Origin of the sequence: Pseudomonas frederiksbergensis (assembly GCF_001952935.1) — a bacterium.
Taxonomy (GTDB): Bacteria; Pseudomonadota; Gammaproteobacteria; order Pseudomonadales; family Pseudomonadaceae; genus Aquipseudomonas; species Aquipseudomonas frederiksbergensis.
In genome coordinates this window covers 1,281,235-1,306,427 of sequence record NZ_CP018319.1, presented here as the reverse complement: position 1 = coordinate 1,306,427, position 25,193 = coordinate 1,281,235, and the positions used below count along the sequence as shown (strand labels likewise).

The following is a 25,193-nucleotide window of genomic DNA, read 5'->3' as shown; positions in this document are numbered from 1 at the left end:
ACGATGTTTGGTAAATTAAGTTGGGAAGCGGTCCCGTTCCACGAACCGATCGTGATGATTACCATCGCCATGATCGCGCTCGGTGGTCTGGCGCTGTTCGCTGCAATCACCTACTTCAAGAAGTGGACGTATTTGTGGACCGAGTGGCTGACCTCGGTCGACCACAAGAAAATCGGCGTGATGTACATCATCGTTGCCATGGTCATGCTGCTGCGCGGTTTTGCCGACGCCATCATGATGCGTACCCAGTTGGCCATGGCCACCGAGGGTTCGCCTGGCTACCTGCCGCCTGAACACTATGACCAGATCTTCACCGCTCACGGTGTGATCATGATCATCTTCATGGCGATGCCATTCTTCACCGGCCTGATGAACCTTGCAGTGCCGCTGCAGATCGGCGCGCGTGACGTTGCCTATCCGTTCCTGAACTCCCTGAGTTTCTGGCTGCTGGTTTCCGGCGTGGTGCTGATCAACCTGTCCCTGGGCGTCGGCGAATTCGCCAAGACCGGCTGGGTTGCCTATCCGCCGCTGTCGGGCCTGCAATACAGCCCTGGCGTGGGGATGGATTACTACATCTGGGCGCTACAGCTATCCGGGTTGGGTACGACGCTGACGGGGGTCAACTTCCTGGCCACCGTGCTGAAAATGCGTACACCGGGCATGAAGCTGATGGACATGCCGATCTTCACCTGGACCTGCACCTGGGCCAACGTCCTGATCGTGGCCTCGTTCCCGATCCTGACCGCTACCCTGGCACTGCTGACGCTTGACCGTTACATGGATTTCCACATTTTCACCAATGAACTTGGTGGCAATCCGATGATGTACGTCAACCTGTTCTGGGCCTGGGGTCACCCCGAGGTTTACATCCTGATTCTGCCGGCATTCGGGATTTTCTCCGAAGTCATCTCGACCTTCACCGGCAAGCGTCTGTTCGGCCACCACTCGATGGTCTACGCATCGGGCGCGATCTCGATCCTGGGCTTCATGGTCTGGCTGCACCACTTCTTCACCATGGGTTCGGGTGCCAGCGTCAACGCCTTCTTCGGTCTGGCGACGATGCTGATTTCGATCCCGACGGGGGTGAAGCTATTCAACTGGCTGTTCACCATTTACCAAGGGCGTCTGCGTTTCACCAGCCAGGTTCTGTGGACCCTGGGCTTCATGGTGACCTTCGCCATCGGCGGCATGACCGGCGTACTGTTGGCCATTCCGGGTGCGGACTTCGTCCTGCACAACAGCCTGTTCGTGATCGCTCACTTCCACAACGTGATCATCGGCGGCGCGGTATTCGGCTACATCGCAGGCTTCGGCTTCTACTTCCCTAAAGCGTTCGGCTTCAAGCTGCACGAAGGTTGGGGCAAGGCAGCGTTCTGGTTCTGGATCTCGGGCTTCTTCGTCGCGTTCATGCCGCTCTATGCACTGGGCTTCATGGGCATGACCCGTCGTCTGAACGCCACCACCAACCCTGAGTGGGTGCCGTACCTGTACGTCGCCATGTTCGGTGCGGTGATGATCGCGGTCGGTATCGCCTGCCAGCTGATTCAGCTGTACGTCAGCGTGCGTGATCGCAACAAGCCGGAAAACATGTGCGAACACGGTGACCCGTGGAATGCCCACACGCTGGAATGGTCGACCTCGTCGCCGCCACCGTTCTACAACTTCGCCGTGCTGCCAAAAGCGGAAACCATCGACCCGTTCACCGAAGCCAAGGAAAACGGCACCGCGTACAAGGCTCCGGCCAGGTACGAACCGATCCACATGCCAAACAACACCGCGACCGGTGTGGTCATGGGTGCTCTGTTGACCGTGTTCGGTTTCGCAATGATCTGGCACATCTGGTGGTTGGCCATCGTTGGCCTGGTTGGCACCGTGGTGTATTTCGTGATCCACGCTGCCCGTGATGATCAAGGCTACATGGTGCCGGTCGACGTGATCGAGCGCATCGAAGCCGAGCAGCACAAGCGTCTGGTAGCGGCCGGGAAAGTTCCAGCCACCGCCACCCGTGTTGAAACCTCGTTGGAACAGGCTTAAACCATGTCGAACTTAGTGACCACTGCTGGACACGCCCATGGCACGGACCATGGGCACGACGACCATCACCACGACTCGGGCGAGATGACCGTATTCGGTTTCTGGCTCTACCTGATGACCGACTGCATCCTGTTTGCGTCGATCTTCGCAGCGTACGCGGTACTGGTTAACAACGTAGCGGGTGGCCCGTCGGGCCACGACATCTTCGAACTGCCGTACGTACTGGGCGAAACCGCTCTGCTGCTGTTCAGTTCGATCACCTACGGCTTCGCCATGCTGGCGTTGTTCAAAGGCAAGAAGAACCAGGTCCTGGGCTGGCTGGGCATGACCTTCCTGTTCGGCGCCGGCTTCATCGGCATGGAGATCAACGAGTTTCACGTACTGATTTCCGAGGGCTTCGGTCCTAGCCGCAGCGGCTTCCTGTCCGGGTTCTTCACCCTGGTCGGCACCCACGGTCTGCACGTGACCAGCGGTCTGATCTGGATGGCGATCATGATGTACCAGGTGCAGAAAAACGGCCTGACGGCGACCAACAAGACCCGTCTGAGCTGCCTGAGTCTGTTCTGGCACTTCCTGGACGTGGTGTGGATCTGCGTATTCACCGTTGTTTATCTGATGGGGACTATGTAAATGGCTAACGCACACTCCCACGATGGCCACGACGCCGGCCACGGCAGCGTCAAGTCCTACGCGATCGGTTTCATTCTGTCGGTGATCCTGACCGTCATTCCTTTCGGCCTGGTGATGTACCCGTCGCTGCCCAAAGCAATGACCCTGTGGATCGTACTGGCCTTCGCAGTCATCCAGGTGCTGGTGCACCTGGTGTACTTCCTTCACCTGGACCGTTCGGCCGCGCAGCGTAACAACGTGATTGCGTTTGTTTTCGCCGCGATCGTGATTGTCCTGCTCGTTGGCCTGTCGCTGTGGATCATGTTCAGCATCCACACCAACATGATGGCGCACTGAGGAAAGTCCGGATGTCCTTTAAGCACTTTATCCAAATCACCAAACCGGGGATCATTTTCGGTAACGTGCTTTCTGTGGCAGGCGGATTTTTCCTGGCCTCGAAAGGGCATGTCGATCTGGCCATTTTCCTGGCCGCGATGATCGGCACGTCGCTGGTGGTGGCTTCCGGTTGCGTGTTCAACAACTGCATCGACCGCGACATCGACCTTAAGATGGAACGCACCAAAAACCGGGCGCTGGTCCAGGGCTTGATCTCCCTGAAACTGGCCCTGGCTTTTGCGACCGTCCTGGGTGTTTTCGGCGTTGCACTGTTGTACACAGTGGCCAACCCGTTGGCCGCGTTGTTCGCGGTGATCGGCTTTGTCATCTACGTCGGCTTCTACAGCCTGTACCTCAAGCGCAAGTCGGTTCACGGCACGCTGGTGGGCAGTCTGTCGGGCGCCATGCCGCCGGTGATTGGCTACGTGGCTGTGACGAACAGCTTCGACATGGCCGCGCTGACGTTGCTGGTGATGTTCAGCCTGTGGCAGATGCCGCATTCCTACGCCATCGCGATCTTCCGCTTCAACGATTACCTGGCCGCATCGATTCCGGTGTTGCCGGTGAAGCGCGGGATTCAAGTGGCGAAGAAGCACATCCTGCTCTACATCCTGGCGTTCCTCGTGGCGACCTTGATGCTGACCTTCAGCGGCTACGCCGGCATGAGCTACCTCGCCGTCGCCGCGGCGATGGGCATGTACTGGTTGTACATGGCTTGGACCGGCTACAAGGCAGTGGATGACACGGTCTGGGCACGCAAGCTGTTCGTGTTCTCGATCTTCACCATTACCGCGTTGAGCGTGATGATGTCGCTGGACTTCAAAGTGCCGGGTGAGCTGTTGCTGACTTACGCGCCTTAAGGTTCAGACTCTGCACAAAAAGCCCCGCCTTCGAGAGAAGAGCGGGGTTTTTTTGTATGCATTGATCGTTCCCACGCTCCGCGTGGGAATGCAGCCCGGGACGCTCTGCGCCCCAGAAGCGTGACGCAGAGCGTCACAAGAGGCATTCCTTTGCTGTGCATGAGTACGATCAAGCGCCTGCGCGGAAAGACCCGCGCTTCTCTTTGAAGGCGGGGCATTCAGGTGTTCGCTCCTCAGTTCAATCGTTTTCGAATCTAAGGGCATCAATTTGAACCAGGCTGATTTCATGGGCCAGCCCCCGAATCGAGATCTTTAGGCTAATCTGTCAAAAAAATGGATCCAATTTTTGATCGAGGGGGAGAGATGACTGAACACATGACCTGTGATGAACGATTCATCGCGCTGGCAAAAGAGCTCGGTTACGACATCTACGGTGAGAATACGGCCGGCGGGCATTACGCGCTGTTGGTGCGGCATCATGATCAGCTTTACATCAGCGGCCTGGTGCCGCGGATGAATGGTGAAATTCAGTATCCGGGCAGGGTAGGCCTGGATCTGACGCTGGCAGATGCACAGAACGCTGCCAGCATCAGTGCGTTGCGCGGTCTGGCATTGATTGTTGATTCCATCGGTTCGCTGGACAAAATCAAGTCGCTATTGCGCGTCACGGTATACATAAAGTCCACCGCGGATTTTGTCGATTTGAGCGAAGTGGCCAACGGTGCGTCGGACGTTTTCAGTCATGTACTGGGCGATGCCGGTAAACATACACGAACCACGATCGGCGTTTATCAACTGCCGAAAGACGCAGCCATTGAAGTTGACATGATCGTGGCGATACGGCCATCAACAAATTAACGCTGAACCAGCAGGCAATAGAAAGGCCCGCGCTGAATCTCAGTGCGGGCTTTTCAGTCATCGATGGCGTGTGTTACTGCGCGGCGATGCTGTAGCCATCAAACGCGGTTTGCTGCTGAAGCGCGGTGATGATGTTCTTGCGGTTAACCGCTTGTTCGGCCCCGGCATTGTCCAGGAACGTCTCGCTTTCCAGCTCCGCTTCTTCGCCTTCGCCGACGAAGGTGAAGCCCAGGAATTCCAGCGCTTCACGGTCAACGTTCAGTCGCGAACGCGGGGTGCGCAACGGCAGTGTGACGCTGATGCCGTCTTTGCTGATGGTGAACACTTCGACATCTTTCTTGGCGCGAGCCGCTTTGCTTTTGCCACTGCTTGGGTTGCTGATGGCCTGGTGGGTCTGGTTCAGCACTTTCAGTGCGAGGCCATAGACCAACTCCTGAAATGCCGGATCGTCCTTGAAGCTGGAGAGAATCCGGCTGATCGGGAATTTGCTGCTCAAGTCTTCCAGGGCAGCAATGTCGGCAGCCTCGGCGTCCTTGAGCTGCTTGAGTTCACCCATCAATTCGTAGGCTTTATCGTCGTCGAAGCTGTCGTGAGCCTGGCGAATCGCGGCGCGCAGCTCGCGGATCTGGTCGCTTTCCCGGGTGGACTGGAAAGCGTCCAGGACCATCTCGCTGATGGTCTTGGCCTGGGGCACGTGCTGTGAAAGATTGATGGAGTTTTCGTATTCCGCTTTGGACGACAAGGTGACTACGGATTCAGCGGTATTGGAATCGGACATTGAAATTTCACTACTTCTTTTAACTTGGATTGAGGCGAGAAAGCTCTGGGCCTTTTCAGGCCGCCTAATCTATTGGACCGAGGCGGCGTTGTCACGGATGAACAGGCGGCTGGTCATCATTTTTGGTACAGCGGCTTTTAACCGGCGGCTATCGGGGGGCGTTTTGCCTGAAGTGACAGCAGCAGCCAATAAAACGTCAACGCCCGACCGCTGATCAGTCCACAGACGAAGCCGGAAGCCGACGCCTTGAGCAGCAACATCTCAAGGGTGGCGGCCATTTCCGGGTGAACGTCATCCTGGTAACCGAAGTAATAGTTCACCGCAAAAAACAGCAGATACAACACCAGGATTTTTGCTGTGCCCGGCACGATCAGGCCGGTTTGCGGATCATCCAGCTCAATGCCCTTGCGTGGGAACATCAGCAACGCCGCGAGGCTGCCCAGGATGACGGCGGCCAGCCAACAACCGACCGATAGCAGTGGATTCAGCGTCAGGTTCAGCGAATACAGAGACCAGCCCAGCAAGATCGGCGCTGTGACGAGCAATGAAGTTTTGCTTTCACCGGTCGTGGACAGGGCTTTGACACCGTAGTAGCACAGCAGCAGAAATATCGCGTAAACCCACAATGGGGTGTTTTGCAGGGTATTGAGCATCGCGCAGCATCCTTGCCGAAATGGGAGCCGGGATATTAGCCGTTGTTGTGGCTCAGGCAGCCGACTATTTCCCCAGCGAATTCAGATTCATTGACCGAACCGCCAATTGTTCGGCTGTTTGCTGATCCACCGCCAACGAAAAGCGGAAGGTCGCGCCCCTGTCAGGAACCTCAATCAGCTGGATCTCGCGGCCATGCAATTGCAGGATCCGGTGTACGATCCGCAACCCCAATCCGCCGTCACGCCGTGCGCCGCCAATGTTGAACGGGCGCAGGAACAGACCTTCGCGCAATTCGGCAGCAATGCCGGGGCCGGTGTCGCTGACGGTGACTTCGATAAACGGTCCTTGAGGGCGCAGGCTGAGCTCGATTTCTCCTCCTGGCGGGGTGTGGCGCAGGGCGTTGTCGAACAGGTTGGTGAGCACCCGCTCGATCAATCCCAGGTCGGCGCAGGCCGCGGAAACATTAGGTGCGAAGGTGGCCTTCAGTTCGACCTGGCGCGCTTCGGCCGTCAGTTCGAATTTCTGGAAAATGTCCTGCACCAGATCGGTCAGCGAGAAACGCTCCAGCACCGGTTGTACGAAGCCATGTTCCAGGCGCACCAGTTCCAGCAGCGATTGCGCCAGCCCACCGACCTTGCGGCTTTGATCCAGCGCGATGCCCAGGTAACGGCGGCGGTCGGCGGGTGACAACGTGGCGTCCTTGAGCGACAAGGTTTCCAGATAACCGTGCAGCGAGGCCAGAGGCGTGCGCAGATCGTGGGAGATATTGGCCACCAGTTCGCGGCGTTCCTGATCCTGGCGGGTCAACGAACGCCATTGCTCGCCGAGGCGCGCCTGCATCTGCCGGAAGGTCGCGTCGAGTATGGCAATTTCATCGTGGCTGGCGGCCTTTTCCACCGGGACGGATGCCGGCGGGGTCACCGGAGCACCATTAATGTCGAACCGGCTGACGGTTTCGGTCAAACGGCGCAAAGGTCGGGTAATGAGGGCGAACGCCGTGAGACCGGCAATCAGGCACAGCAACGCCACCAGCCCGATGGACAACAGTGCGGTATTCAGGGCAGCGCTGGTGGCGCCGCGTTCGGCGAAGCGGTCGTGCTCTTCGCTCAGCAGCACCACATAGAGATAACCCACCTGTTTGCCATCGACCTGCAATGGCGCGGCGCTGAACACTTTGCGGCCATCGACGCTGCGCGGATCGTCGCCAAGAACCGGCAGGGCGTCGCCCTTGATCAGGCGCTGGATCGGCGCCAGATCGACCCGCTCCCGGCGTATCCGACCCTCGGGCGCAGCGCTGCCGACAATCCGGCCCTCGGGGTCGAGCAGATAGACCTCGACACTGGGATTGACCAGCATCAGTTGGCTGAACAGGTCGCGCACGGCGTCGGGCATCAGGCCTTTGGCGTCCATCAGCACGGTGTCATGGGCGATGTGCCGGGCCAGGTCCCGCGACAACCCTTGCACCACCTCAAGCTCATGCATCTTGTTGGACCGCACCTGCATCCAGGCCGACGTGCCGCAGCACACCAGCAGCAAAACGGCGAACACCAGCGACAGGCGCTGAGTCAGGGTCAGTCTCACGGTTGCTCCTCCCTGGCCGCGAACTTGTAGCCTCGCCCCCACACTGTGAGGATGCGCGCCGGTTGTGCCGGATCGGCCTCGATCTTTGCCCGCAGGCGGTTGATGTGAGTGTTGACCGTGTGCTCGTAGCCTTCGTGGCTGTAGCCCCAGACGGCGTTGAGCAGGTCCATGCGCGAGAACACTTTGCCGGGCTGACGGGCGAAGAAATACAACAGGTCGAACTCCCGTGGCGTGAGGTCGAGGCGGCGACCGTCAAGGGACACATCGCGCGTGATCGGGTCGATGGAGAGGCCGTCCATGATCAGGCTGCCGGTGTCCATCTTAAGATTGCGGGCCATGGCATCGACCCGCCGCAACAGCGCTTTGACCCGCGCCACCAGTTCGAGCATCGAAAAGGGTTTGGCCAGGTAATCGTCGGCGCCGAGTTCGAGCCCGAGAATCCGGTGCACTTCGCTGGAGCGCGCACTGGTAATGATGATCGGTGTGTAGCGGGCCATGGCGCGGGCGCGACGGCAGATTTCCAGGCCGTCGACGCCGGGCAGCATCAGGTCGAGGATCAGAGCGTCCCAGCTTCCTTGCTGCAGCAGGCGCATGCCTTCATCGCCGTCGGCGCAGTGCACCACCTCGAACTGCTCATCACGTAGATGCAGGCAGATAAGGTCGGCGATATGCAGGTCGTCCTCGACCACGAGGACGCGTTTGGTCTGTTCCATCAAGCTCAATCCTTCGGCGCAATGAGCGCATTGTGCGGGTTTTCCGGGGCCTGAGTTATCACGAATTGTTTAACTTCTCGTGAGGATTTGGCGATCAACCCAAGCCTAGGCTGTGTTCCATGACAGGCACCTGGAATTTTCGGAGACGACCATGTTTTCACGGCGACAGTTTCTCGTAGCGAGCGGCGGGCTAGGCGCTACAGCCCTGGTCATCGGTGTATTGCCAAAATTTGCTGCGCGTTCTGCATTGGTCAGTGATGCCAGCGCGGCGGAGGTGTTCGAGGTGACTCACAGCGACAGCGAATGGCGCGCCATGCTCAGCGCCGAGCAGTATGAAATCCTGCGCGAGGAGGGCACCGAAAGGGCCTACAGCAGCCCGCTGAACAACGAGCACCGTGAAGGTACGTTTGCCTGTGCCGGTTGCGGTCTGCCGCTGTTTTCTTCTGCGACCAAGTTTGACAGCCGCACCGGTTGGCCGAGCTTCTGGGCACCGCTGGACAACGCTGTGGCCACTCGTCAGGACCGCGCCTTCGGGATGCTGCGTGAGGAAGTCCACTGCCGGCGTTGTGGCGGTCATCTGGGCCATGTCTTCGACGATGGGCCAAAACCCACCGGCTTGCGCTACTGCATGAATGGCCTGGCGATGACTTTTGTGCCAAAGGCAACTTGATCCGCGGGTACTCCCTTTCACTCATTTTTGCAGTTCGATGCCCGGCCGCGTCCCGGCGCTTCGTTCCTGCATTCGGTTGATCTCATTCCCCAGGAAGCAGCCTCATGAAAACCCTATTTACCTGGCGCCGCACCCTGTTGGGCCTGGTTGCTGCCGGCGTCATCGGCCAATGCCTGGCGTTCTCTTTCGGTGCGGCGCAAGACTCGGTCATCATTCCTCCACCCACCCTCGACGAAACCACCCAGGCCGACAGCGAAAGGGCGGTCTTTGCCGGCGGTTGCTTCTGGGGTGTACAGGGTGTGTTCCAACATGTGAAAGGGGTGAAGAAAGCGGTCTCCGGTTATGCCGGTGGAGCCGCGAGCACCGCCCAATACGAGCGGGTCAGCGGTGGCGATACCGGTCATGCGGAATCCGTCGAGGTCACCTTCGATCATCGTCAGGTCAGCTACGGCACCTTGCTGCAAATCTACTTCTCGGTGGCGCACAACCCTACGGAACTCAACCGCCAGGGACCTGACCGCGGCACTCAGTATCGCTCGGCGCTTTTCCCGGAAAACAGCGAACAGCAACGTGTCGCCCAGGCCTACATCGCCCAGCTGGACGCTGCCCGGTCGTTCGACAAACCCATTGTCACCACGCTGGAAACCTACAACGGTTTCTACCCGGCCGAGGAGGAACATCAGGACTTTCTGACCGAGCACCCGACCTATCCCTACATCGTGATCAACGATCTGCCGAAGGTCGCGCAGCTGAAAAAACTTTATCCGGATCGGTATCAGGAAAAACCGGTGTTGGTGAAGGCGGGGATGTGAATGGCGGATTGGCTATTTACGACGTGGGCGCTCCATCGCAATGGTCGACGTTTCAAAACCCAGGCTGTAAAAGAATTCCGAAGCACCTTCCCTGCCTGCTCGCAGAACCCAGGTAATGTCGGTGTTTTCGCCCATGACATGTTCAACCAACGCGCGCCCGATACCTTCACGTCGATGTTGTCCACAGACAACGACCATCGACAGATAACCGTTTGATAGGCCGTCCGTGATGCCTCGGGCAAAACCGATAATCTGGCGGTCCTTCATAGCAAGGGCTGTGCGTTGGGAGTTAGCGATCAACTGCGCAAAATGCTCAGCGGAACCTGTGCGGTGAGCCCATCCGTTTTGCCCCAGAAAAAGGTGCAAGGACTCTACTTCCGTGGCCAGTACATCGCGAACATGCCAGGTATTGTTCATCCGGAAATCACATTCTTGCCCGCGATCTTCGACCGATATAGCGCCTGATCGGCCCGGGCCAGCAACCCGGTCTGTTGTTCTTCGTCAAAGCGCTGAACCACGCCGAAACTCATGGTTATTGGAAAATCTCCCACGGGCACCAGGCATGCGAGGTCATGGCGGATACGTTCGGCGAGCGCCCGGGCGTCGGCGAGTGGTGTATTGGGCAGGATCAGGATGAACTCGTCGCCGCCCCAACGCGCAAGCAAATCGCCCTCGCGCACGCAGTGCTTCACGCTATCGACCACCCGCACCAATGCTGCATCACCCAGCGCGTGGCCATAGTGGTCGTTGATGTTCTTGAAGTCATCGATGTCCATGGCGATCAGTGACAGCGGTTGTCGAAAACGCTGGGCGCGTTCGCATTCCTGGGGCAGGGCTTTTTCCAGAAGATAGCGATTGGCGATTGAGGTCAGTGAGTCGGTTTCCGCCAGTTTGCGGTTTTCTTCGAGCTGGATTTGCAGTTGCTGATTAACGCGAGACAACTCTCGGGTGCGTTCTTCAACGATTGCTTCAAGGGATTGGTTGCGCCGCTCAAGCGCTTCGTACAGGCGCTTCTTGTCGTCGATGCTGCGGTGTGCGCCGACCATCCGCGCCACTGAGCCGTCGGCATTGCGTGCCAGTACGTAGCCACGGTCTTCGATCCAGGTGTAGCTGCCGTCCTGCATGCGACAGCGATACTCGGCCTGATAGCCGGGCGCGCGTTGATTCAGATAGTCGTCGAACAGCGCCATGACCTGCGGGTAATCGTCGGGGTGGATCACGTTTTCCCAGGTCAACACGTTGTTATTCAGGGAATGAGGCGGGTAGCCGATCATCTCGTACCACCCGGGGTTGCGATAGACGAACCCGGTGTTGGCGTTCCAGTCCCAGATCCCGTCGCTGACCAGTTCCAGAATGGTGTGCAGCATGTCTTCGTTCAAATCCGACAGATTGAACTTCAACGGCTCGATATTCGACGCCTCACCCATCTCCGCACTCCCTGTCGCCCTGATAGCTAAGTGACCCGCACGTCGAGGAGATTAGTCGATGGGGTATTCGGTCGGCTAGTGCTTGCCCCATCTCTGCAAGGCAAAGTCGACGAAACTACGCAGTTTTGGCAAACGGAAACGATCCTGGGCATACATCAGGTTCATCGGTCGGCTTGGCGGCAAGTAATTCTGCATCAATGCCACCAGTTTTCCGTCCTTGAGATCCTGCTCCATCAACGCATCAGGCAATACCACGATGCCCATGCCGGTTCGCGCCGCTTGATGCAGTCCTGCCGAACTGTTGATCAACATCGGTCCATTGACCGCTACCGCCACTTCGCCCTCGGGACCGGTCAAGCGCCAGTGTTTTTCCACCGACTGCCAGTCATCCCCGGCCGGATAGGCAAAGGACAGGCAGTCATGGTGTTGCAGATCATCAGGTTTTTCCGGTGTGCCTTTGCGCGCCAAATACTCCGGTGATGCACACATGGTCAGGTTGTAGTCGAGGAGTGGACGGGCGATCAGGTGGGTCTCCTGTGTATTGCCCAGGCGAAACGCCACGTCGAAACCGTTTTCGAGCAGGTCCGGACGGCGATTGGTGAGGACCACATCCAATTTGACGCGTGGACACAGCAGAGTGAACTCACTCAGGGCGGGTGCTAGTTTTTCGCTGCCGAAGGTCAGCGGCGCGGTGATGCGCAGGGTTCCACTCGGTTCGTCGAGGGCCTGCTCGGCCAACCGTTCGGAGTCGGCCACCAACCCCAGCACTTCGAGGCAACGCTGGTAATAAGCGGTGCCGAATTCCGTTAACCGCTGGCGTCGCGTTGTTCGGTTGAGCAGGCGCACACCCAGGCGTTGCTCCAACGCCCGCAGGTGATTGCCGACCATGGTGGTGGACATTTCGCACTGCAGCGCGGCGGCGGTCATGCTGCCGCTTTCCACCACCCGCACGTAAACGGTCATTGCCTGGAATAAATCCATTATCAAGCCCAGCTTTAAAATGATTGAAGTGTTGCAGAGTTTATCCAGCTCAAGTGGCTAACCATACTGCAAAAAAACCGACCATTGATGGAGCTTGATGTCATGACCGCCGCCTGCCTGATGACCACTTACCAACCCTTGGCCTTGAGTTTCAGCAAGGGCCTGGGCACGCGCCTGTGGGATCAGGCCGGTCGTGAATACCTGGACGCGGTGGCGGGCGTGGCAGTGACCAACGTCGGTCACTCCCATCCGAAAATAGTCTCGGCCATCAGTGAACAGGCCGGGCTGCTGTTGCACACATCCAACCTCTACAGCATCGATTGGCAGCAGCGGCTGGCGCAGAAACTGACGCAATTGGCGGGCATGGAGCGAGCCTTTTTCAACAACTCCGGTGCCGAAGCCAACGAGACCGCGTTGAAACTCGCACGGTTGTACGGATGGCACAAAGGCATCGAACAACCGCTGGTGGTGGTCATGGAGAACGCCTTTCACGGCCGCACGCTGGGCACCTTGTCCGCCAGTGATGGCCCGGCCGTGCGCCTGGGCTTCAACGAGTTGCCGGGGGATTTCGTCAAAGTGCCCTTCGGCGATCTCAAGGCGCTGGACAAGGTGCAGCAAGCCCACGGCTCGCGCATCGTGGCGATCCTGATGGAACCGATTCAGGGTGAAAGCGGCGTCCAAATGGCCCCGCCCGGTTACCTGAAAGCCATTCGCGAACGCTGCACTCGGCACGCGTGGCTGCTGATGCTCGACGAAATCCAGACCGGCATCGGCCGCACCGGCCAGTGGTTTGCCTTTCAGCACGAAGGCATCGTTCCAGACGTCATGACCCTGGCCAAAGGCCTGGGCAACGGCATTCCCATCGGCGCCTGCCTTGCCCGAGGCAAAGCCGCCGACCTCTTCACCCCCGGCAGTCACGGCAGCACCTTTGGCGGCAATCCACTGGCCTGCCGCGTCGGTTGCACCGTGCTGGAGATCATCGAAGAACAAGGACTGCTGGAAAACGCCAAACTTCAGGGCGAACGTTTGCTCGCCAGATTGCGCATCGAATTGGCGGACGACCCGAATGTATTGGCGATCCGTGGACAGGGATTAATGATCGGCATCGAACTCAAACAACCGATTCGCGACCTGACCCTGATCGCCGCGCGGGATCACGGCTTGTTGATCAACGTGACACGGGGCAAAACCATACGCTTGCTGCCGCCGCTGACGATTGATGAGCGGGAAGTGGAGATGATTGTCAGAGGGGTTTGCCGGGCAGTGAGCGCGGCCTGATACACCATTGATCGTTCCCACGCGGAGCGTGGGAACGATCGAAACACTGTGAGTTAGCTGGCTTGTAACACGGTGTTCGCGAATGTTGTGATTTCGGTGCGATCCCTGAGCTTGAGTTTCGAACCGCCAAACCCTTCGAACAATTGCTGATGCGCGGCAAATCCGCTGGAATCTTCGCGCATCCGATAGCTGCCGGCCCAGTCGAGCAATGCAATCAACAACTCGTCATTCTCGTCCCGCTGCGCTTCTCGCTGACGAATGTTGGCAACACATTCCTCATCTTCAACGCACAGCCAGATCAATGCAGTCGCCTGGGGCAAGAGTTCGCTGGTGATCCAGCCGTAAACGCCTTCGATCACCCAGCGTTCTTCATTTGCCGCGAGCCGTGCCATGCCCAGCGCCTCGGCACGAGGGCGGGGGATGCTGTGTTCATCGGACAACCAGTGAATCGAATCGAGATCGACCCACGGCACTTGCAGGTACTTGGCCAGTCGTTCGGCCAGCCAGCTTTTGCCAGAACCGGAGTTGCCGATGATCAGGGTTCGGGTGAGGTTCATGAGCGACACCGATCATGTCAGGGAGCCGTAATCCGATCGTTCCCACGCGCAGCAAAGGAATGCCTCAAGGGACGCTCCGCGTTCCAGCTCTCGATAAGGGACGCGGAGCGTCCCGGGCTGCATTCCCACGCAGAGCGTGGGAACGATCTATCAGCCTTCAGCCTTCAGTCTTCGCTGTCAGGCGCAACCATTCGCGTCTTCGGCGAGCCGTTTGAGTTGTGCTGATAGATCTCCTGCGGCTGTCCTTTTTCATTAAAGAACACTTGCCCGATCCCCGCCGAATTCCACAGCCGTTCACCCGCTTCAGCATGTTCCGGGACATGCGGAACAATGCGCATGCGCCGGCGTTTGGTCAGCCAGTTCAGCGGTGAGCGGGGCGAGTAGAGCCAGCGGTTGAGGCGGTCGAACCATTCGAGCAGTGCGGGCGGGAATTCGTTTTTGATGCCGCTGCTGGTGATCTGCCAGATGCGCGGACCGCCCTTGCGGTGTCGGATCAGTACTTCGTAGACGAAGGAATAATGCACATCGCCCGACAGCACCACGTAATTACCGGGTGTACGCGAGTGTCGGAAAATGTTCAGGATCACTTGGGCCGCACCGCGATGGGCCATCCAGTTTTCGGCGTCCACCAGCAGGGGATAACCGCACCAGCTGAAAACGCGCTGCACGGTTTCGATCAGTTTGACGCCGAAGATCGGTGCCGGCGAAACGATGATGGCCGAAGGGTGATCGAGCAGATCCTGTTGCAGTTCGCTGAGGGCTTCCCAGTCCAGCAGACCCGAAGGCTGCTTGAGGTTCATCTCGCTGCGCCAGCGCCGGGTGCGGGTGTCGAGTACGACGATGGCCGGGCTGGTGGGCAGCACGTAATGCCAGTTCTGAAATCTCAGCAGTTCGTCAATCAACTCGTCCTGAATGTCACTGTCGAGGTAGCGGTCATGCCCGGTCGCGCTCAATCCGCTGGCCTTCTTCAGCACAGCGCCGAACGCATCTGGGTTGTTGCCCCAGCCCTGGCACAGCATGTAAGCAATCAGTGCATTGCCGATGATGCGCCTGGAGAACGGATGGCCGTAGGCCGTTTCCTCCCATTGCGCGGAAAGATTCCAGTCATCGGTAATGTCGTGATCGTCGAAAATCATCAGGCACGGCAGGTGCGCGAGCGCTCGGGCGACGCCTCCCAGGCCGGCCTTGAAGCCATCGATGCGCGTCTGCTCAAGCGCATAGCGCTCGCGTCTTTCCGGTGTCAGTACCGGCGGTTTCGGGGCGATCAATGTCCAGGCAATCGGCGACCACACCAGCAGGTACATGGCCATGACTTCGGCGAACGTCACCAGATGGTTGTCGGCACTGCTGCTGGTGAAAATCGGCTTACGCGCCCCACCGAAAAATCGCTCGCGCAGGGTTTTGTTGCTCTCCAGTGCCGGTAACAAATCCGCACGATGGTAGTAGCTGGCGGGGTGCTCGTAGAGTTTGGCGCTGTCGCTGACCACTGCGCCTTCGAGGTGCTCTTCGAACAGCCCAAGCCGCTTGATCAAGGCATGGATGGCTCGCAGCATCGGCCCCGCGACATCGTCGGCATACACCTGATCGCCGCTCATCATCAACAGCGCCGGGCGTTTGTGTGCGTCCGGCTCCGCCTCCAGCAAACGATCGACGCACAGCAAACCGTCCGTGGCCGGGTGGTGAGGTTTGCGGCAGGAACCGTGCAGCAGATGATCGGCCCGTGTACGCAGGACGAAGTTTGGGCTACGGGCGTCTCCGTACAGCAAGTGCGGGGCCCAATCGGCGATGCCGGCGTCGTCAATCAACAGGTCGTATTCGATTAACGTGTCGCAGGGCAGGGCGACGTCCAGAGACACATCGATCAAATGAACAAAGGCCTGGGCGCCCACCGCAATGACCGTGCACTGACTCGCGTCGAGGTGGATAGCGTCGCGGTCTTGCAGACGCAACGTCAGCGACAGCGCCCGCGACCCCACCAGCCACATCACCAGCCGCGCGGGCTCCAGGCGCCGCAACAGCGGCCCGACCAGGACAGGGGGCAGGGATTGATGATCGTCAGGCAGCGGCAAAGACATGGACATCCGGGTTTCTGGAACAGAGAAGCGCGCGATGATAACGCAGCTGATGTCAATGAAACGCAACTGGCTCGAATCTGACCGTCAAGGCTACTGCTCGTTGCCCGCCTCCATTACATCGGTCTTGCCATTGGCTACCAGCCAGCGAAACAGCTCTGTCACAGACACCGTATGGCTCCGCTCGAGGCATCGCACCTGCGCCGGGCCATAGTGTTCGGTGTAGCGGCTGAGCACCAGATGGCGACAGTCCGCGGACAGGCGCAGGGTGATTTCCCGGCAGTGCAGAGTGGCCGGGTCTTGCTGGGTGACCCGTTGCTGCAGAATCAGGCCATTGCCTTCAGAAACCATCGGCCGGTGCTCCTGTGCATTGAGGTTTGGTTGGTTGCGCCAAGCCCTGTTTGCCATCGGCGACGTAAGCGGCACGATGTTCGGCGACCACGTTGCGTAACGCGCTGTAGTAGTCCGGCAGTTTTTGCAGGCTGTCGGTCAGCGGTAAGGCTTCTGCGCGGCCATCGACGAAGCCGCCGACCGTGCTGATCGTGGCCAATGTGTCCACGGTGTCGCTGTTGCTGCCAAACGGATAGACCACAAAACCGAGCACCCGGCCGACCGCGTCGCGGCTGTTGGAGGTGCCGAGCAAAGGCAGTTCGACGATCGGCCCGTTGCCGATGCCCCACACGCCGAACGTCTGGCCGAAGTCCGCGTCGTGACGCGGGATGCCGGCCATGCCGGAGACATCGATCAAGCCCACTACACCGACCGTGGTGTTCAGCACGAAACGCCCCAGGGTATTGGCCGAGCGCATCGGGTTGCCTTGCAGCAGGTCATTGATGAACACCTTGGGCTCGCCGAAGTTCGCCACAAAGTTATGCACACCGGTCTGGAAGAAATCCGGCGAGTAGCGATAGCCGCGAGCGACCGGCGCCAGGGCATAGTCATCGACCACCCGATTGAACGCAAAAACCCCACGGTTGAACGGTTCCGCCGGGTCGTACACCGTGTAGGCGATGTCGGCGCAACTCGCATCGGTGGCCGGCGGCTGACTGCTGCAGCCCGCCAACCCGGCGGCCAGCACGGCAATCGAGGTGTTGCGGGTCAGCCAGGGAGCACAATTGAAAGGCAACATGAATGCGATTCTCGGGAGGAATTCGCCGAGATGCTGAGCCCCAAGCCTTGCGCAAAGATGTCTGGTTTGTTGCGCCGCTGACGTTTTATTACAGGATTGAAATATATGACGCGCTGCCGTGAATGGTTTTAGATGGCGGTTCCATTCGCCCCTTAAGTGACCTTCGGTGAACAGCCTTTTAATTGTGGACGACGACCTTGAAGTCCTTGATCTCCTGAAAAAATTCTTCGTGCAGCACGGCTACAGCGTCGAAGTCGCCACCGATGGGGCATCGCTGTGGGCGGCCATCGAGCGACAGCCGCCAGACCTGATCATTCTTGATGTGATGTTGCCCGGGGACAGCGGGCTGATCCTGTGCCAGCAACTGCGGATCCGATACGCGATACCGGTGATCATGCTCACCGCCATGGGTGAGCTCAGTGATCGGGTGGTCGGCCTGGAACTGGGCGCCGACGATTACCTGACCAAACCCTTCGACGCCCGTGAGCTGCTGGCCCGAGTGCGCGCCGTGCTGCGCCGCGTGGACGAGCGCCGTCCGGTATTGCAGGAACGGCCACGGCCGCTGATCGACTTCGCCGACTGGCACCTGGACGTTACGCGACGTGAACTGCGCTCGCCGGACAACGTGATGATTCCGCTGTCGGCCGGTGAGTTCGACTTGCTGCTGGTCTTCGTCGAACACCCGCAACGCATTCTCACCCGCGAGCAATTGCTGGACCTGGCGCGTGGGCATTGTCATGAAGCGTTCGATCGCAGCATCGACGTCCAGGTCAGTCGCCTGCGCCGCAAACTCGAATCCGATACCAAACGGCCGGCGATGATTCGCACCGTGCGCAATGGCGGTTACCTGTTCACGCCCAGCGTGACGCGGCGATGAGCGGGTTGAAGCGGATTCGCGCCCGAGACTGGCCGCAAGATACGGTGGCGCGCTGGATCGCGTTGACGATCATCCTGGCCATGCTCATTTCACTGGCGCTCAATGGGCTGTTTATCCAACTGGCCGGCGTCTGGGCGCGTCCGCCGCTGACCGAAATCGGCCTGCTGGAAAAAGCCGCCGCCATCACCCGTGTGGTCGAGGCCGCTCCGGCGCCCCTGCGCAACTCATTGGCGCAAGCGGCCAGCGAGAACGGCTTCACCGTCAGTTGGCATCCTGATAGGCACGATCTCAATTTGCCGGCTGTGGAAGATCCGAAGTCCGGCATCGGCTCGACCATTCTGCAGCCCATGCTCAAGACCCCTGACCGACGCATCGAAGCCTATGAACCGGCCGACTGGACGGAACACACGGCCGATGCCCATTACGCGCTATTGATCGAGCTATCGGATTCGACATGGCTGATGTTCTCCGCGCCCTCGCGCAGTTGGGGGCTCGACGAAACGCCGCGCTACCTGATCGTCATCCTGCTGGTGCTGATCTCCACCGCCGTGGTCGCACTGATCGCCACCCGGCGCCTCGCCACACCGTTGCAGCACTTCGCCGAGGGCGCCCGGCGCTTCGGAGTGGACTTTCGCGCACCGCCAATCGAACCGCTCGGCCCCCACGAAATCCGCCAGGCGATCCTCGCGTTCAATGCCATGCAGGCCCAGTTGCAGCACTTCATCCGCGACCGCACGCAAATGCTCGCCGCCATCTCCCACGACCTGCGCGCGCCCCTGACGCGGATGCGCTTGCGGGGGGAATTCATTGAAGACAGCGAGCAACAGCAGCGGTTGTTTCGTGACGTGGATGAAATGCAGGCAATGATCAACTCGGCGCTGGAGTTCTTTCGCGATGATGCGCGGCTTGAGCCTGCGACCCAGTTCGATCTGGCGGAATTGCTGCAAACGCTGCTGGACGATTATCGGGATCAGGGCGTCGACATTACGTTCAGCGGGCCGCTGCGGTGGGTGTATTTCGGGCGACCGTTGGGGCTTAAGCGGGTGATGACCAATCTGCTGGATAACGCGATCAAGTACGGCAGTGAGCCGGCGATTGAACTGAGCCCCGCAGCTGGCGAGGTGCGGATCAAAGTGCTGGATCGTGGGCCAGGTATTGCGGAGGCCAGCCTTGAACAAGTGTTCGTGCCGTTCTTCCGGTTGGAAGGCTCGCGGAACAAAAGTACCGGGGGTGTTGGATTGGGGCTGTCGGCGGCGCGGGCGATTGTGCTGGAACACGGAGGCGAGCTGACACTGCGAAATCGGTCGAAGGGTGGGTTGGAGGCGTTGGTGGTGTTGCCGGTGCATCCAGGTTGATGATTCGACCGATGCTGATGAGGAGCCCCTGTGGGAGTGAGCCTGCTCGCGATGAGGGAGTGTCAGGCGCCATATCGGTCGACTGACACTCCCTCATCGCGAGCAGGCTCACTCCCACAGGTTTTTTTGGTCGGCTTCAGATCGTGTGGGCCTAAGCCTCCCAGCCCGCCCCACTGACCGCCGCTTGCGCCAGTGGATGCAAGTCTGCTCCTTGATGCTCCGTCTGCCAGGCCAGCAACTCCTTGCGCATGCCGGGCGTCCAGTACATCTGCAAATGATTACGCACACCGAGCACGGCCTGTTGCTGATCCGGTTCGGTGGCGAAGTACTGGGCGATCTGGTTGACCATTTTGATCAGGTTTTCAGTGCTCATCGGCGTACCTCGGCTTTAGTGCCACGCGCCTTACGGCGTTCGTCGAGCAGGCGGTGTTGGTTGTCACTGAACTCCTGATAGCGTTTTTGCCACTCGGACGGGTGATAGACGCGGCTGACTTCCACGGCCGTGACCTTGTACTCCGGACAGTTGGTGGCCCAGTCGGAGTTGTCGGTGGTGATCACGTTGGCCCCCGATTCAGGGAAGTGGAACGTGGTGTACACCACGCCCGGGGCGACCCGTTCGGTGACCCGCGCACGCAGTACGGTCTGGCCGGCGCGGCTGCCGATGCCGACCCAGTCACCTTCGTTGATGCCACGACTCTCGGCGTCGGTCGGGTGGATTTCCAGACGGTCTTCGTCGTGCCAGGCAACGTTCTCGGTACGCCGGGTCTGAGCGCCGACGTTGTACTGGCTGAGGATGCGCCCGGTGGTCAGCAGCAGCGGATAGCGATTGTTGACCTTCTCCTCGGTGGGCACGTAGCCGGTGAGCATGAAGCGCCCCTTGCCGCGCACGAACTCCTCGATGTGCATGGTCGGCGTGCCGTCCGGTGCCGCGGCGTTGCACGGCCATTGCAGGCTGCCGTGGCGATCCAGTTCGGCGTAGCTGACGTTGGTAAAGGTCGGCGTCAGGCTGGCGATTTCATCCATGATTTCTGATGGATGCGCGTAGTTCATCGGGTAGCCCAGGGCGTTGGCCAGGGCCACGGTGCCTTCCCAGTCGGCCTTGCCGCCCAGAGGGTCCATGACCTTGCGCACCCGGGAGATGCGTCGTTCGGCGTTGGTGAAGGTGCCGTCTTTTTCCAGAAACGAACTGCCCGGCAGGAACACGTGGGCGAACTTGGCGGTTTCGTTGAGGAAAATGTCCTGCACCACGATGCATTCCATGGCGGACAGGGCTGCGGTGACGTGTTGGGTATTCGGGTCGCTCTGGGCGATGTCTTCACCTTGGCAATACAAGCCCTTGAAGCTGCCGCTCAACGCTGCCTCGAACATGTTGGGAATGCGCAGGCCCGGGTCGGGTTGCAGGGTGACGTTCCAGGCCTGTTCGAATTCTGCGCGAACGACCTCGTTGGAGATGTGGCGGTAGCCGGGCAGTTCGTGGGGGAAGGAGCCCATGTCGCAGGAGCCCTGAACGTTGTTCTGCCCACGCAGCGGGTTCACGCCCACGCCTTCGCGGCCAATGTTGCCGGTGGCCATGGCCAGGTTGGCGATGCCCATGACGGCGGTGCTGCCCTGGCTGTGCTCGGTGACGCCCAGGCCGTAATAGATCGCCGCGTTGCCGCCAGTGGCATACAGGCGAGCGGCGGCGCGGATGTTGGCAGGGTCTACGCCGCAGATGGCGCCGAGGACTTCCGGCGAGTTTTCCGCGCGGCTGACGAACTCGCTCCAGTGGGCGAAATCCGTGCCTTCGCAACGGGCGTCGATGAAGGGCTGATTGAGCAGACCTTCGGTGACGATGACGTGGGCCAGGGCATTGAGCATGGCGACGTTGGTGCCCGGGCGCAGGGCCAGGTGCAATTCGGCGCGAGCATGCACCGAGTCCACCAGATCAATGCGGCGTGGGTCGATGACGATCAGCCGCGCGCCTTCACGCAAGCGGCGTTTGAGTTGGGAAGCGAACACCGGGTGGGCGTCGCTGGGGTTGGCGCCCATCACCAGGATCACGTCGGCCTGCATCACCGAATCGAAACTCTGGGTGCCGGCGGACTCGCCAAGGGTTTGTTTCAGGCCATAGCCGGTCGGCGAGTGGCAGACCCGCGCACAGGTGTCGACGTTGTTGTTGCCGAACGCGGCGCGCACCAGTTTTTGCACCAGGTAGGTTTCTTCGTTGGTGCAACGGCTGGAGGTGATGCCACCAATCGAGTCGCGGCCGTATTTCTGCTGCAACCGACGGAATTCGCTGGCGGCGTAGGTCACCGCTTCATCCCAGCTGACTTCCTGCCAAGGGTCGGTGATGTTTTTGCGGATCATCGGTGTGGTGATGCGATCCGGGTGGGTGGCGTAGCCCCAGGCAAAGCGCCCTTTGACGCAGGAGTGGCCGTGGTTGGCCTGGCCATTCTTGTCCGGAACCATGCGCACCAACTGGTCGCCTTTCATCTCGGCGCGGAACGAGCAACCCACGCCGCAATAGGCACAGGTGGTGATCACGCTGCGTTCGGGCTGGCCCAGTTCGACCACGCTTTTTTCCATCAGGGTCGCGGTCGGGCAGGCTTGCACACAAGCGCCGCAGGACACGCATTCCGAGTCGAGGAAGTTCTCGCCACCGGCGGCCTCAACGCGGGATTCAAAACCGCGCCCGGTGATGGTCAGGGCAAAGGTGCCCTGGGTTTCTTCGCAGGCGCGCACGCAGCGGTTGCAGACGATGCATTTGCTCGGGTCGTAATCGAAATACGGGTTGGAGGTGTCCTTCACGTCGGCGAGATGGTTCTCGCCTTCATAGCCGTAACGCACTTCCCGCAGACCAACTTGGCCAGCGACGGTTTGCAGCTCGCAGTTGCCGTTGGCCGAGCAGGTCAGGCAATCCAGCGGGTGATCGGAGATGTACAGCTCCATGACGTTGCGGCGCAGCGTGGCGAGTTTCGGCGTCTGCGTGTGCACGGTCATGCCTTCGGTGACCGGCGTGGTGCAGGACGCGGGGTAGCCGCGCATGCCGTCGATCTCCACCAGGCACATGCGGCAGGAGCCGAAGGCTTCCAGGCTGTCGGTGGCACACAGTTTCGGAATGGTGGTGCCCAGCAGCGCAGCGGCGCGCATCACCGAGGTGCCTTCGGGCACGCTGATGCTGCGGCCGTCGATGTTCAGGGTCACCTGCACGTCGCTGTCGCGGGCCGGGGTGCCCAGGTCGATATCGGTGTTTGGGTCGAAGAGAGTAATCATTGGTCGGCCTCCGAAGATTGCAGACCGAAGTCGGCGGGGAAGTACTTGAGGGCGCTGGCCACCGGAAACGGGGCCATGCCGCCCAACGCACACAGCGAACCGTATTGCATCGTGTCGCACAGGTCCTTGAGGATGATCACCTGCTCTTCGCGACCGCTCTGGTCTGGCGCGGCGAGCAGGCGGTCGATCACCTCCACGCCCCGGGTCGAGCCGATGCGGCACGGCGTGCATTTGCCGCAGGATTCCTCGGCGCAAAACTGCATGGCGAAGCGCGCCATGTGGGCCATGTCCACCGTGTCATCCGCCACCACCACACCACCGTGGCCGAGCATTGCGCCAATGGCGGCGAACGCTTCGTAATCCAGCGGCGTATCGAATTGCGACGGCGGCACCCACGTGCCGAGCGGGCCGCCCACCTGCGCAGCCTTCAGCGGCCGGCCACTGGCGGTCCCGCCGCCGTAGTCTTCCACCAGTTCCCGCAGCGTCAGGCCAAAGGCCCGTTCCACCAGCCCGCCGTGACGAATATTGCCCGCCAATTGGAAAGGCATCGTGCCGAGGGAACGTCCCATGCCGTAATCGCGATAGAACTGCGCACCCTTGGCCAGAATCAGCGGCACCGAGGCCAGGGTCAGCACGTTGTGCACCAGGGTCGGCAGGCCAAACAAACCCTTCAACGCAGGGATCGGCGGCTTGGCGCGAACGATCCCGCGCTTGCCTTCGAGCGAGTCCAGCAGCGCGGTTTCCTCACCGCAGATGTAAGCGCCGGCACCGACCCGCACTTCCATATCGAAGGCCAGACCGCTGCCGCCGACATTGGCGCCCAAGTAACCGGCGGACCGAGCAATGTTCAGCGCCTGGCGCAGTGTGGCCACGGCGTCCGGATATTCCGAGCGCACATAAATGTAGCCGTAAGTGGCGCCGACGGTGATGCCGGCAATGGCCATGCCTTCGATCAGCAGGAAGGGGTCGCCTTCCATTAACATCCGGTCGGCGAAAGTGCCGGAGTCGCCTTCGTCGGCGTTGCACACAATGTACTTCTGCGCAGCCTCGGTAGCGCGCACCGTGCGCCATTTGATCCCGGCCGGGAACGCCGCGCCGCCACGGCCACGCAGGCCTGAATCGAACACTTCTGTCGCGGTCTGCTCGCCGCCCACAGCGACGGCGCGGGTCAAACCCTCAAAGCCGCCATGAGCCCGATAATCATCCAGGGACAACGGCCGGGTAATACCGGCGCGGGCGAACAGCAGGCGTTGTTGAGTCTTGAGATAAGGCAGCTCTTCCACCAGGCCCAAGGCCAGTGGATGCGCGGACGACTCGCCTTTCAGGGCTTCGAGCACAGAGGGCACATCAGCGGCGGTCAGTGGGCCGAAGCCGAGCCGGCCTTGCGGGCTGTCCACTTCCAGCAGTGGTTCCAGCCAGTACAGGCCGCGCGAACTGGTGCGCTGCAACTCCAGCGGCAGATTGCGTTCCTGCGCCTGAGTGATAAGGGCCACCGCCACCTCATTGGCACCCACGGCACGGGCCAGAGAATCACAGGGCAGATAGAGGCGCGGCATCATGCGTCCTCCCGGCAAGCATCAAGCAAGGCATCCAGACGCTCAGCGCTGAGCCGCGCATGCACTTGGCCATCCAGTTCCAGGGCGGGCGAGCAGGCGCAGGCGCCGAGGCAATACACCGGGCGCAAACTGATGCTGCCGTCGGCGCTACTGCCGTGATCGTCCAGTTGCAGACGCTCGCGCAACTGCGCGGCAAGCTGCTCGGCGCCGCGGCTCTTGCACGACTCGGCGCGGCACAGCCGCAGGATATGCCGGGCCGGCGGCGCAGTACGGAAGTCATGGTAAAAGCTGATCACCCCACGAACCTCGGCCTGACTCAGGTTCAGCGCGTGGGCAATCTCGGGGACGGCCGCATCGGGGATGTAACCGATGCCCTCCTGAATCTCATGAAGAATCGGCAACAGTGCACCCGCAGAGCCCTTGTGGCGCTCTAGCACGCTGTTGACCATCGGCAATTGCAACATCTCATCAGGCATTCAGCATTCCTCACGGTCACGGACAAACCAGAGGGTTGTCGGTCGTCCGAAAGTGTCGGCTGCGGCACTCACACCACGTCACGGTATCGTGGCAATTTCAGGCCGTCGGCCAGGGCACCCTGAGCGGGCATCTTGTAGTGCCCGGCACGGTCTTCGCCGCACCTTTTATAGGGCATTGAGGCAGCTTGCCACGCTGCTTTTGATTCGACTGCACCAAAGCGACGTGTTCAGTTCTGCCTACGACTATCCATTAAGTCTAGATGAGCAC

General features: G+C 60.2%; 25 protein-coding genes. 10 read left to right on the top strand and 15 right to left on the bottom strand.

The window, feature by feature from the left end; genetic code table 11:
• Positions 1-3 precede the first annotated feature (3 nt).
• From cyoB to PFAS1_RS06260, 5 genes are all read left to right on the top strand, one after another.
• Complete coding sequence (cyoB, locus tag PFAS1_RS06280; protein WP_074873897.1) at positions 4-2,034, top strand: cytochrome o ubiquinol oxidase subunit I; 2,031 nt, start codon at positions 4-6, stop codon at positions 2,032-2,034.
• 3 nt (positions 2,035-2,037) lie between these two features.
• Positions 2,038-2,664 carry a cytochrome o ubiquinol oxidase subunit III gene (locus PFAS1_RS06275; protein ID WP_074873898.1) on the top strand — a complete coding sequence of 209 codons (627 nt, stop codon included), beginning with the start codon at positions 2,038-2,040 and terminating at the stop codon, positions 2,662-2,664.
• Positions 2,665-3,000 (top strand): cytochrome o ubiquinol oxidase subunit IV, encoded by a 336-nt coding sequence (cyoD, locus tag PFAS1_RS06270; RefSeq protein WP_074873899.1) that lies wholly within the window; start codon positions 2,665-2,667, stop codon positions 2,998-3,000. It begins immediately after the preceding gene.
• An 11-nt stretch (positions 3,001-3,011) separates the two neighbouring features.
• Positions 3,012-3,899, top strand: coding sequence for a heme o synthase (cyoE, locus tag PFAS1_RS06265; RefSeq protein WP_076028559.1), 888 nt, complete (start codon positions 3,012-3,014; stop codon positions 3,897-3,899).
• Positions 3,900-4,262: 363 nt separating this feature from the next.
• Positions 4,263-4,757 carry a RidA family protein gene (locus PFAS1_RS06260; RefSeq protein WP_076028558.1) on the top strand — a complete coding sequence of 165 codons (495 nt, stop codon included), beginning with the start codon at positions 4,263-4,265 and terminating at the stop codon, positions 4,755-4,757.
• Between the two features lie 73 nt (positions 4,758-4,830).
• Here the strand turns inward: PFAS1_RS06260 and PFAS1_RS06255 are convergent, their stop codons facing one another.
• From PFAS1_RS06255 to PFAS1_RS06240, 4 genes are all read right to left on the bottom strand, one after another.
• Positions 4,831-5,535 (bottom strand): hypothetical protein, encoded by a 705-nt coding sequence (locus PFAS1_RS06255; RefSeq protein ID WP_076028557.1) that lies wholly within the window; start codon positions 5,533-5,535, stop codon positions 4,831-4,833.
• 137 nt (positions 5,536-5,672) lie between these two features.
• The gene (locus PFAS1_RS06250) at positions 5,673-6,188 is read right to left on the bottom strand and encodes a hypothetical protein (protein WP_076028556.1); all 516 of its coding nucleotides are present in this window, start codon (positions 6,186-6,188) and stop codon (positions 5,673-5,675) included.
• Between the two features lie 64 nt (positions 6,189-6,252).
• The gene (locus PFAS1_RS06245) at positions 6,253-7,770 is read right to left on the bottom strand and encodes a sensor histidine kinase (protein WP_076028555.1); all 1,518 of its coding nucleotides are present in this window, start codon (positions 7,768-7,770) and stop codon (positions 6,253-6,255) included.
• Positions 7,767-8,483, bottom strand: coding sequence for a response regulator transcription factor (locus PFAS1_RS06240; protein ID WP_076028554.1), 717 nt, complete (start codon positions 8,481-8,483; stop codon positions 7,767-7,769). The genes PFAS1_RS06245 and PFAS1_RS06240 overlap by 4 nt, the downstream gene beginning before the upstream one ends.
• 151 nt (positions 8,484-8,634) lie before the next feature.
• On the opposite strand from PFAS1_RS06240, the gene msrB reads away from it, so the two are divergent.
• Both msrB and msrA read left to right on the top strand, forming a co-directional pair.
• Complete coding sequence (gene msrB / locus PFAS1_RS06235; RefSeq protein WP_076028553.1) at positions 8,635-9,153, top strand: peptide-methionine (R)-S-oxide reductase MsrB; 519 nt, start codon at positions 8,635-8,637, stop codon at positions 9,151-9,153.
• A 104-nt stretch (positions 9,154-9,257) separates the two neighbouring features.
• The gene (msrA, locus tag PFAS1_RS06230; protein ID WP_076028552.1) at positions 9,258-9,965 is read left to right on the top strand and encodes a peptide-methionine (S)-S-oxide reductase MsrA; all 708 of its coding nucleotides are present in this window, start codon (positions 9,258-9,260) and stop codon (positions 9,963-9,965) included.
• A gap of 12 nt (positions 9,966-9,977) precedes the next feature.
• On the opposite strand, the gene PFAS1_RS06225 is transcribed toward msrA, so the two are convergent.
• From PFAS1_RS06225 to PFAS1_RS06215, 3 genes are all read right to left on the bottom strand, one after another.
• Positions 9,978-10,382 carry a GNAT family N-acetyltransferase gene (locus PFAS1_RS06225; RefSeq protein WP_076028551.1) on the bottom strand — a complete coding sequence of 135 codons (405 nt, stop codon included), beginning with the start codon at positions 10,380-10,382 and terminating at the stop codon, positions 9,978-9,980.
• A complete protein-coding gene (locus tag PFAS1_RS06220) occupies positions 10,379-11,392 on the bottom strand; it encodes a sensor domain-containing diguanylate cyclase (protein WP_076028550.1) in 1,014 nt (337 codons plus the stop codon). The genes PFAS1_RS06225 and PFAS1_RS06220 overlap by 4 nt, the downstream gene beginning before the upstream one ends.
• Positions 11,393-11,467: 75 nt before the next feature.
• Entirely contained in the window at positions 11,468-12,373 is a 906-nt protein-coding gene (locus PFAS1_RS06215; RefSeq protein ID WP_076028549.1) for a LysR family transcriptional regulator, read from the bottom strand.
• A gap of 102 nt (positions 12,374-12,475) precedes the next feature.
• On the opposite strand from PFAS1_RS06215, the gene PFAS1_RS06210 reads away from it, so the two are divergent.
• Entirely contained in the window at positions 12,476-13,651 is a 1,176-nt protein-coding gene (locus PFAS1_RS06210; protein WP_076028548.1) for an aspartate aminotransferase family protein, read from the top strand.
• Between the two features lie 53 nt (positions 13,652-13,704).
• Here the strand turns inward: PFAS1_RS06210 and PFAS1_RS06205 are convergent, their stop codons facing one another.
• The 4 genes from PFAS1_RS06205 to PFAS1_RS06190 form a co-directional block, all read right to left on the bottom strand.
• Positions 13,705-14,208 carry a P-loop NTPase family protein gene (locus PFAS1_RS06205; protein ID WP_076028547.1) on the bottom strand — a complete coding sequence of 168 codons (504 nt, stop codon included), beginning with the start codon at positions 14,206-14,208 and terminating at the stop codon, positions 13,705-13,707.
• Between the two features lie 164 nt (positions 14,209-14,372).
• A complete protein-coding gene (locus PFAS1_RS06200) occupies positions 14,373-16,289 on the bottom strand; it encodes an alkaline phosphatase D family protein (protein ID WP_076028546.1) in 1,917 nt (638 codons plus the stop codon).
• Positions 16,290-16,373: 84 nt separating this feature from the next.
• The gene (locus PFAS1_RS06195; RefSeq protein WP_076028545.1) at positions 16,374-16,631 is read right to left on the bottom strand and encodes a hypothetical protein; all 258 of its coding nucleotides are present in this window, start codon (positions 16,629-16,631) and stop codon (positions 16,374-16,376) included.
• Complete coding sequence (locus PFAS1_RS06190) at positions 16,621-17,409, bottom strand: MlaA family lipoprotein (RefSeq protein ID WP_076028544.1); 789 nt, start codon at positions 17,407-17,409, stop codon at positions 16,621-16,623. Before PFAS1_RS06190 ends, PFAS1_RS06195 begins: the two co-directional genes overlap by 11 nt.
• 166 nt (positions 17,410-17,575) lie before the next feature.
• On the opposite strand from PFAS1_RS06190, the gene PFAS1_RS06185 reads away from it, so the two are divergent.
• Both PFAS1_RS06185 and PFAS1_RS06180 read left to right on the top strand, forming a co-directional pair.
• Positions 17,576-18,286, top strand: a complete 711-nt coding sequence (locus tag PFAS1_RS06185) for a response regulator (protein ID WP_074880485.1) — start codon at positions 17,576-17,578, stop codon at positions 18,284-18,286.
• Positions 18,283-19,641 carry a sensor histidine kinase gene (locus PFAS1_RS06180; protein WP_076028543.1) on the top strand — a complete coding sequence of 453 codons (1,359 nt, stop codon included), beginning with the start codon at positions 18,283-18,285 and terminating at the stop codon, positions 19,639-19,641. Before PFAS1_RS06185 ends, PFAS1_RS06180 begins: the two co-directional genes overlap by 4 nt.
• Before the next feature lie 151 nt (positions 19,642-19,792).
• Here PFAS1_RS06180 and PFAS1_RS06175 read toward each other — a convergent pair whose 3' ends face one another.
• From PFAS1_RS06175 to PFAS1_RS06160, 4 genes are read right to left on the bottom strand one after another with little or no spacing between them, the layout of a single operon-like run.
• The gene (locus tag PFAS1_RS06175; protein ID WP_074873927.1) at positions 19,793-20,014 is read right to left on the bottom strand and encodes a formate dehydrogenase subunit delta; all 222 of its coding nucleotides are present in this window, start codon (positions 20,012-20,014) and stop codon (positions 19,793-19,795) included.
• Positions 20,011-22,893: a formate dehydrogenase subunit alpha gene (fdhF, locus tag PFAS1_RS06170; RefSeq protein ID WP_076028542.1), complete on the bottom strand. Its 2,883-nt coding sequence runs from the start codon at positions 22,891-22,893 to the stop codon at positions 20,011-20,013. Before fdhF ends, PFAS1_RS06175 begins: the two co-directional genes overlap by 4 nt.
• Positions 22,890-24,452, bottom strand: a complete 1,563-nt coding sequence (locus PFAS1_RS06165; RefSeq protein ID WP_198044955.1) for a formate dehydrogenase beta subunit — start codon at positions 24,450-24,452, stop codon at positions 22,890-22,892. Before PFAS1_RS06165 ends, fdhF begins: the two co-directional genes overlap by 4 nt.
• Positions 24,449-24,925, bottom strand: a complete 477-nt coding sequence (locus PFAS1_RS06160; protein ID WP_074873929.1) for a formate dehydrogenase subunit gamma — start codon at positions 24,923-24,925, stop codon at positions 24,449-24,451. Before PFAS1_RS06160 ends, PFAS1_RS06165 begins: the two co-directional genes overlap by 4 nt.
• Positions 24,926-25,193 lie beyond the last annotated feature (268 nt).

Bases quoted from the DNA above. Each gene is read 5' to 3' on its own strand.
- cyoB (WP_074873897.1), top strand. From the start codon at position 4: ATGTTTGGTAAATTAAGTTGGGAAGCGGTCCCGTTCCACGAACCGATC.
- PFAS1_RS06275 (WP_074873898.1), top strand. From the start codon at position 2,038: ATGTCGAACTTAGTGACCACTGCTGGACACGCCCATGGCACGGACCAT.
- cyoD (WP_074873899.1), top strand. From the start codon at position 2,665: ATGGCTAACGCACACTCCCACGATGGCCACGACGCCGGCCACGGCAGC.
- cyoE (WP_076028559.1), top strand. From the start codon at position 3,012: ATGTCCTTTAAGCACTTTATCCAAATCACCAAACCGGGGATCATTTTC.
- PFAS1_RS06260 (WP_076028558.1), top strand. From the start codon at position 4,263: ATGACTGAACACATGACCTGTGATGAACGATTCATCGCGCTGGCAAAA.
- PFAS1_RS06255 (WP_076028557.1), bottom strand. From the start codon at position 5,535: ATGTCCGATTCCAATACCGCTGAATCCGTAGTCACCTTGTCGTCCAAA.
- PFAS1_RS06250 (WP_076028556.1), bottom strand. From the start codon at position 6,188: ATGCTCAATACCCTGCAAAACACCCCATTGTGGGTTTACGCGATATTT.
- PFAS1_RS06240 (WP_076028554.1), bottom strand. From the start codon at position 8,483: ATGGAACAGACCAAACGCGTCCTCGTGGTCGAGGACGACCTGCATATC.
- msrB (WP_076028553.1), top strand. From the start codon at position 8,635: ATGTTTTCACGGCGACAGTTTCTCGTAGCGAGCGGCGGGCTAGGCGCT.
- msrA (WP_076028552.1), top strand. From the start codon at position 9,258: ATGAAAACCCTATTTACCTGGCGCCGCACCCTGTTGGGCCTGGTTGCT.
- PFAS1_RS06225 (WP_076028551.1), bottom strand. From the start codon at position 10,382: ATGAACAATACCTGGCATGTTCGCGATGTACTGGCCACGGAAGTAGAG.
- PFAS1_RS06220 (WP_076028550.1), bottom strand. From the start codon at position 11,392: ATGGGTGAGGCGTCGAATATCGAGCCGTTGAAGTTCAATCTGTCGGAT.
- PFAS1_RS06215 (WP_076028549.1), bottom strand. From the start codon at position 12,373: ATGGATTTATTCCAGGCAATGACCGTTTACGTGCGGGTGGTGGAAAGC.
- PFAS1_RS06210 (WP_076028548.1), top strand. From the start codon at position 12,476: ATGACCGCCGCCTGCCTGATGACCACTTACCAACCCTTGGCCTTGAGT.
- PFAS1_RS06205 (WP_076028547.1), bottom strand. From the start codon at position 14,208: ATGAACCTCACCCGAACCCTGATCATCGGCAACTCCGGTTCTGGCAAA.
- PFAS1_RS06200 (WP_076028546.1), bottom strand. From the start codon at position 16,289: ATGTCCATGTCTTTGCCGCTGCCTGACGATCATCAATCCCTGCCCCCT.
- PFAS1_RS06195 (WP_076028545.1), bottom strand. From the start codon at position 16,631: ATGGTTTCTGAAGGCAATGGCCTGATTCTGCAGCAACGGGTCACCCAG.
- PFAS1_RS06190 (WP_076028544.1), bottom strand. From the start codon at position 17,409: ATGTTGCCTTTCAATTGTGCTCCCTGGCTGACCCGCAACACCTCGATT.
- PFAS1_RS06180 (WP_076028543.1), top strand. From the start codon at position 18,283: ATGAGCGGGTTGAAGCGGATTCGCGCCCGAGACTGGCCGCAAGATACG.
- PFAS1_RS06175 (WP_074873927.1), bottom strand. From the start codon at position 20,014: ATGAGCACTGAAAACCTGATCAAAATGGTCAACCAGATCGCCCAGTAC.
- fdhF (WP_076028542.1), bottom strand. From the start codon at position 22,893: ATGATTACTCTCTTCGACCCAAACACCGATATCGACCTGGGCACCCCG.
- PFAS1_RS06165 (WP_198044955.1), bottom strand. From the start codon at position 24,452: ATGATGCCGCGCCTCTATCTGCCCTGTGATTCTCTGGCCCGTGCCGTG.
- PFAS1_RS06160 (WP_074873929.1), bottom strand. From the start codon at position 24,925: ATGCCTGATGAGATGTTGCAATTGCCGATGGTCAACAGCGTGCTAGAG.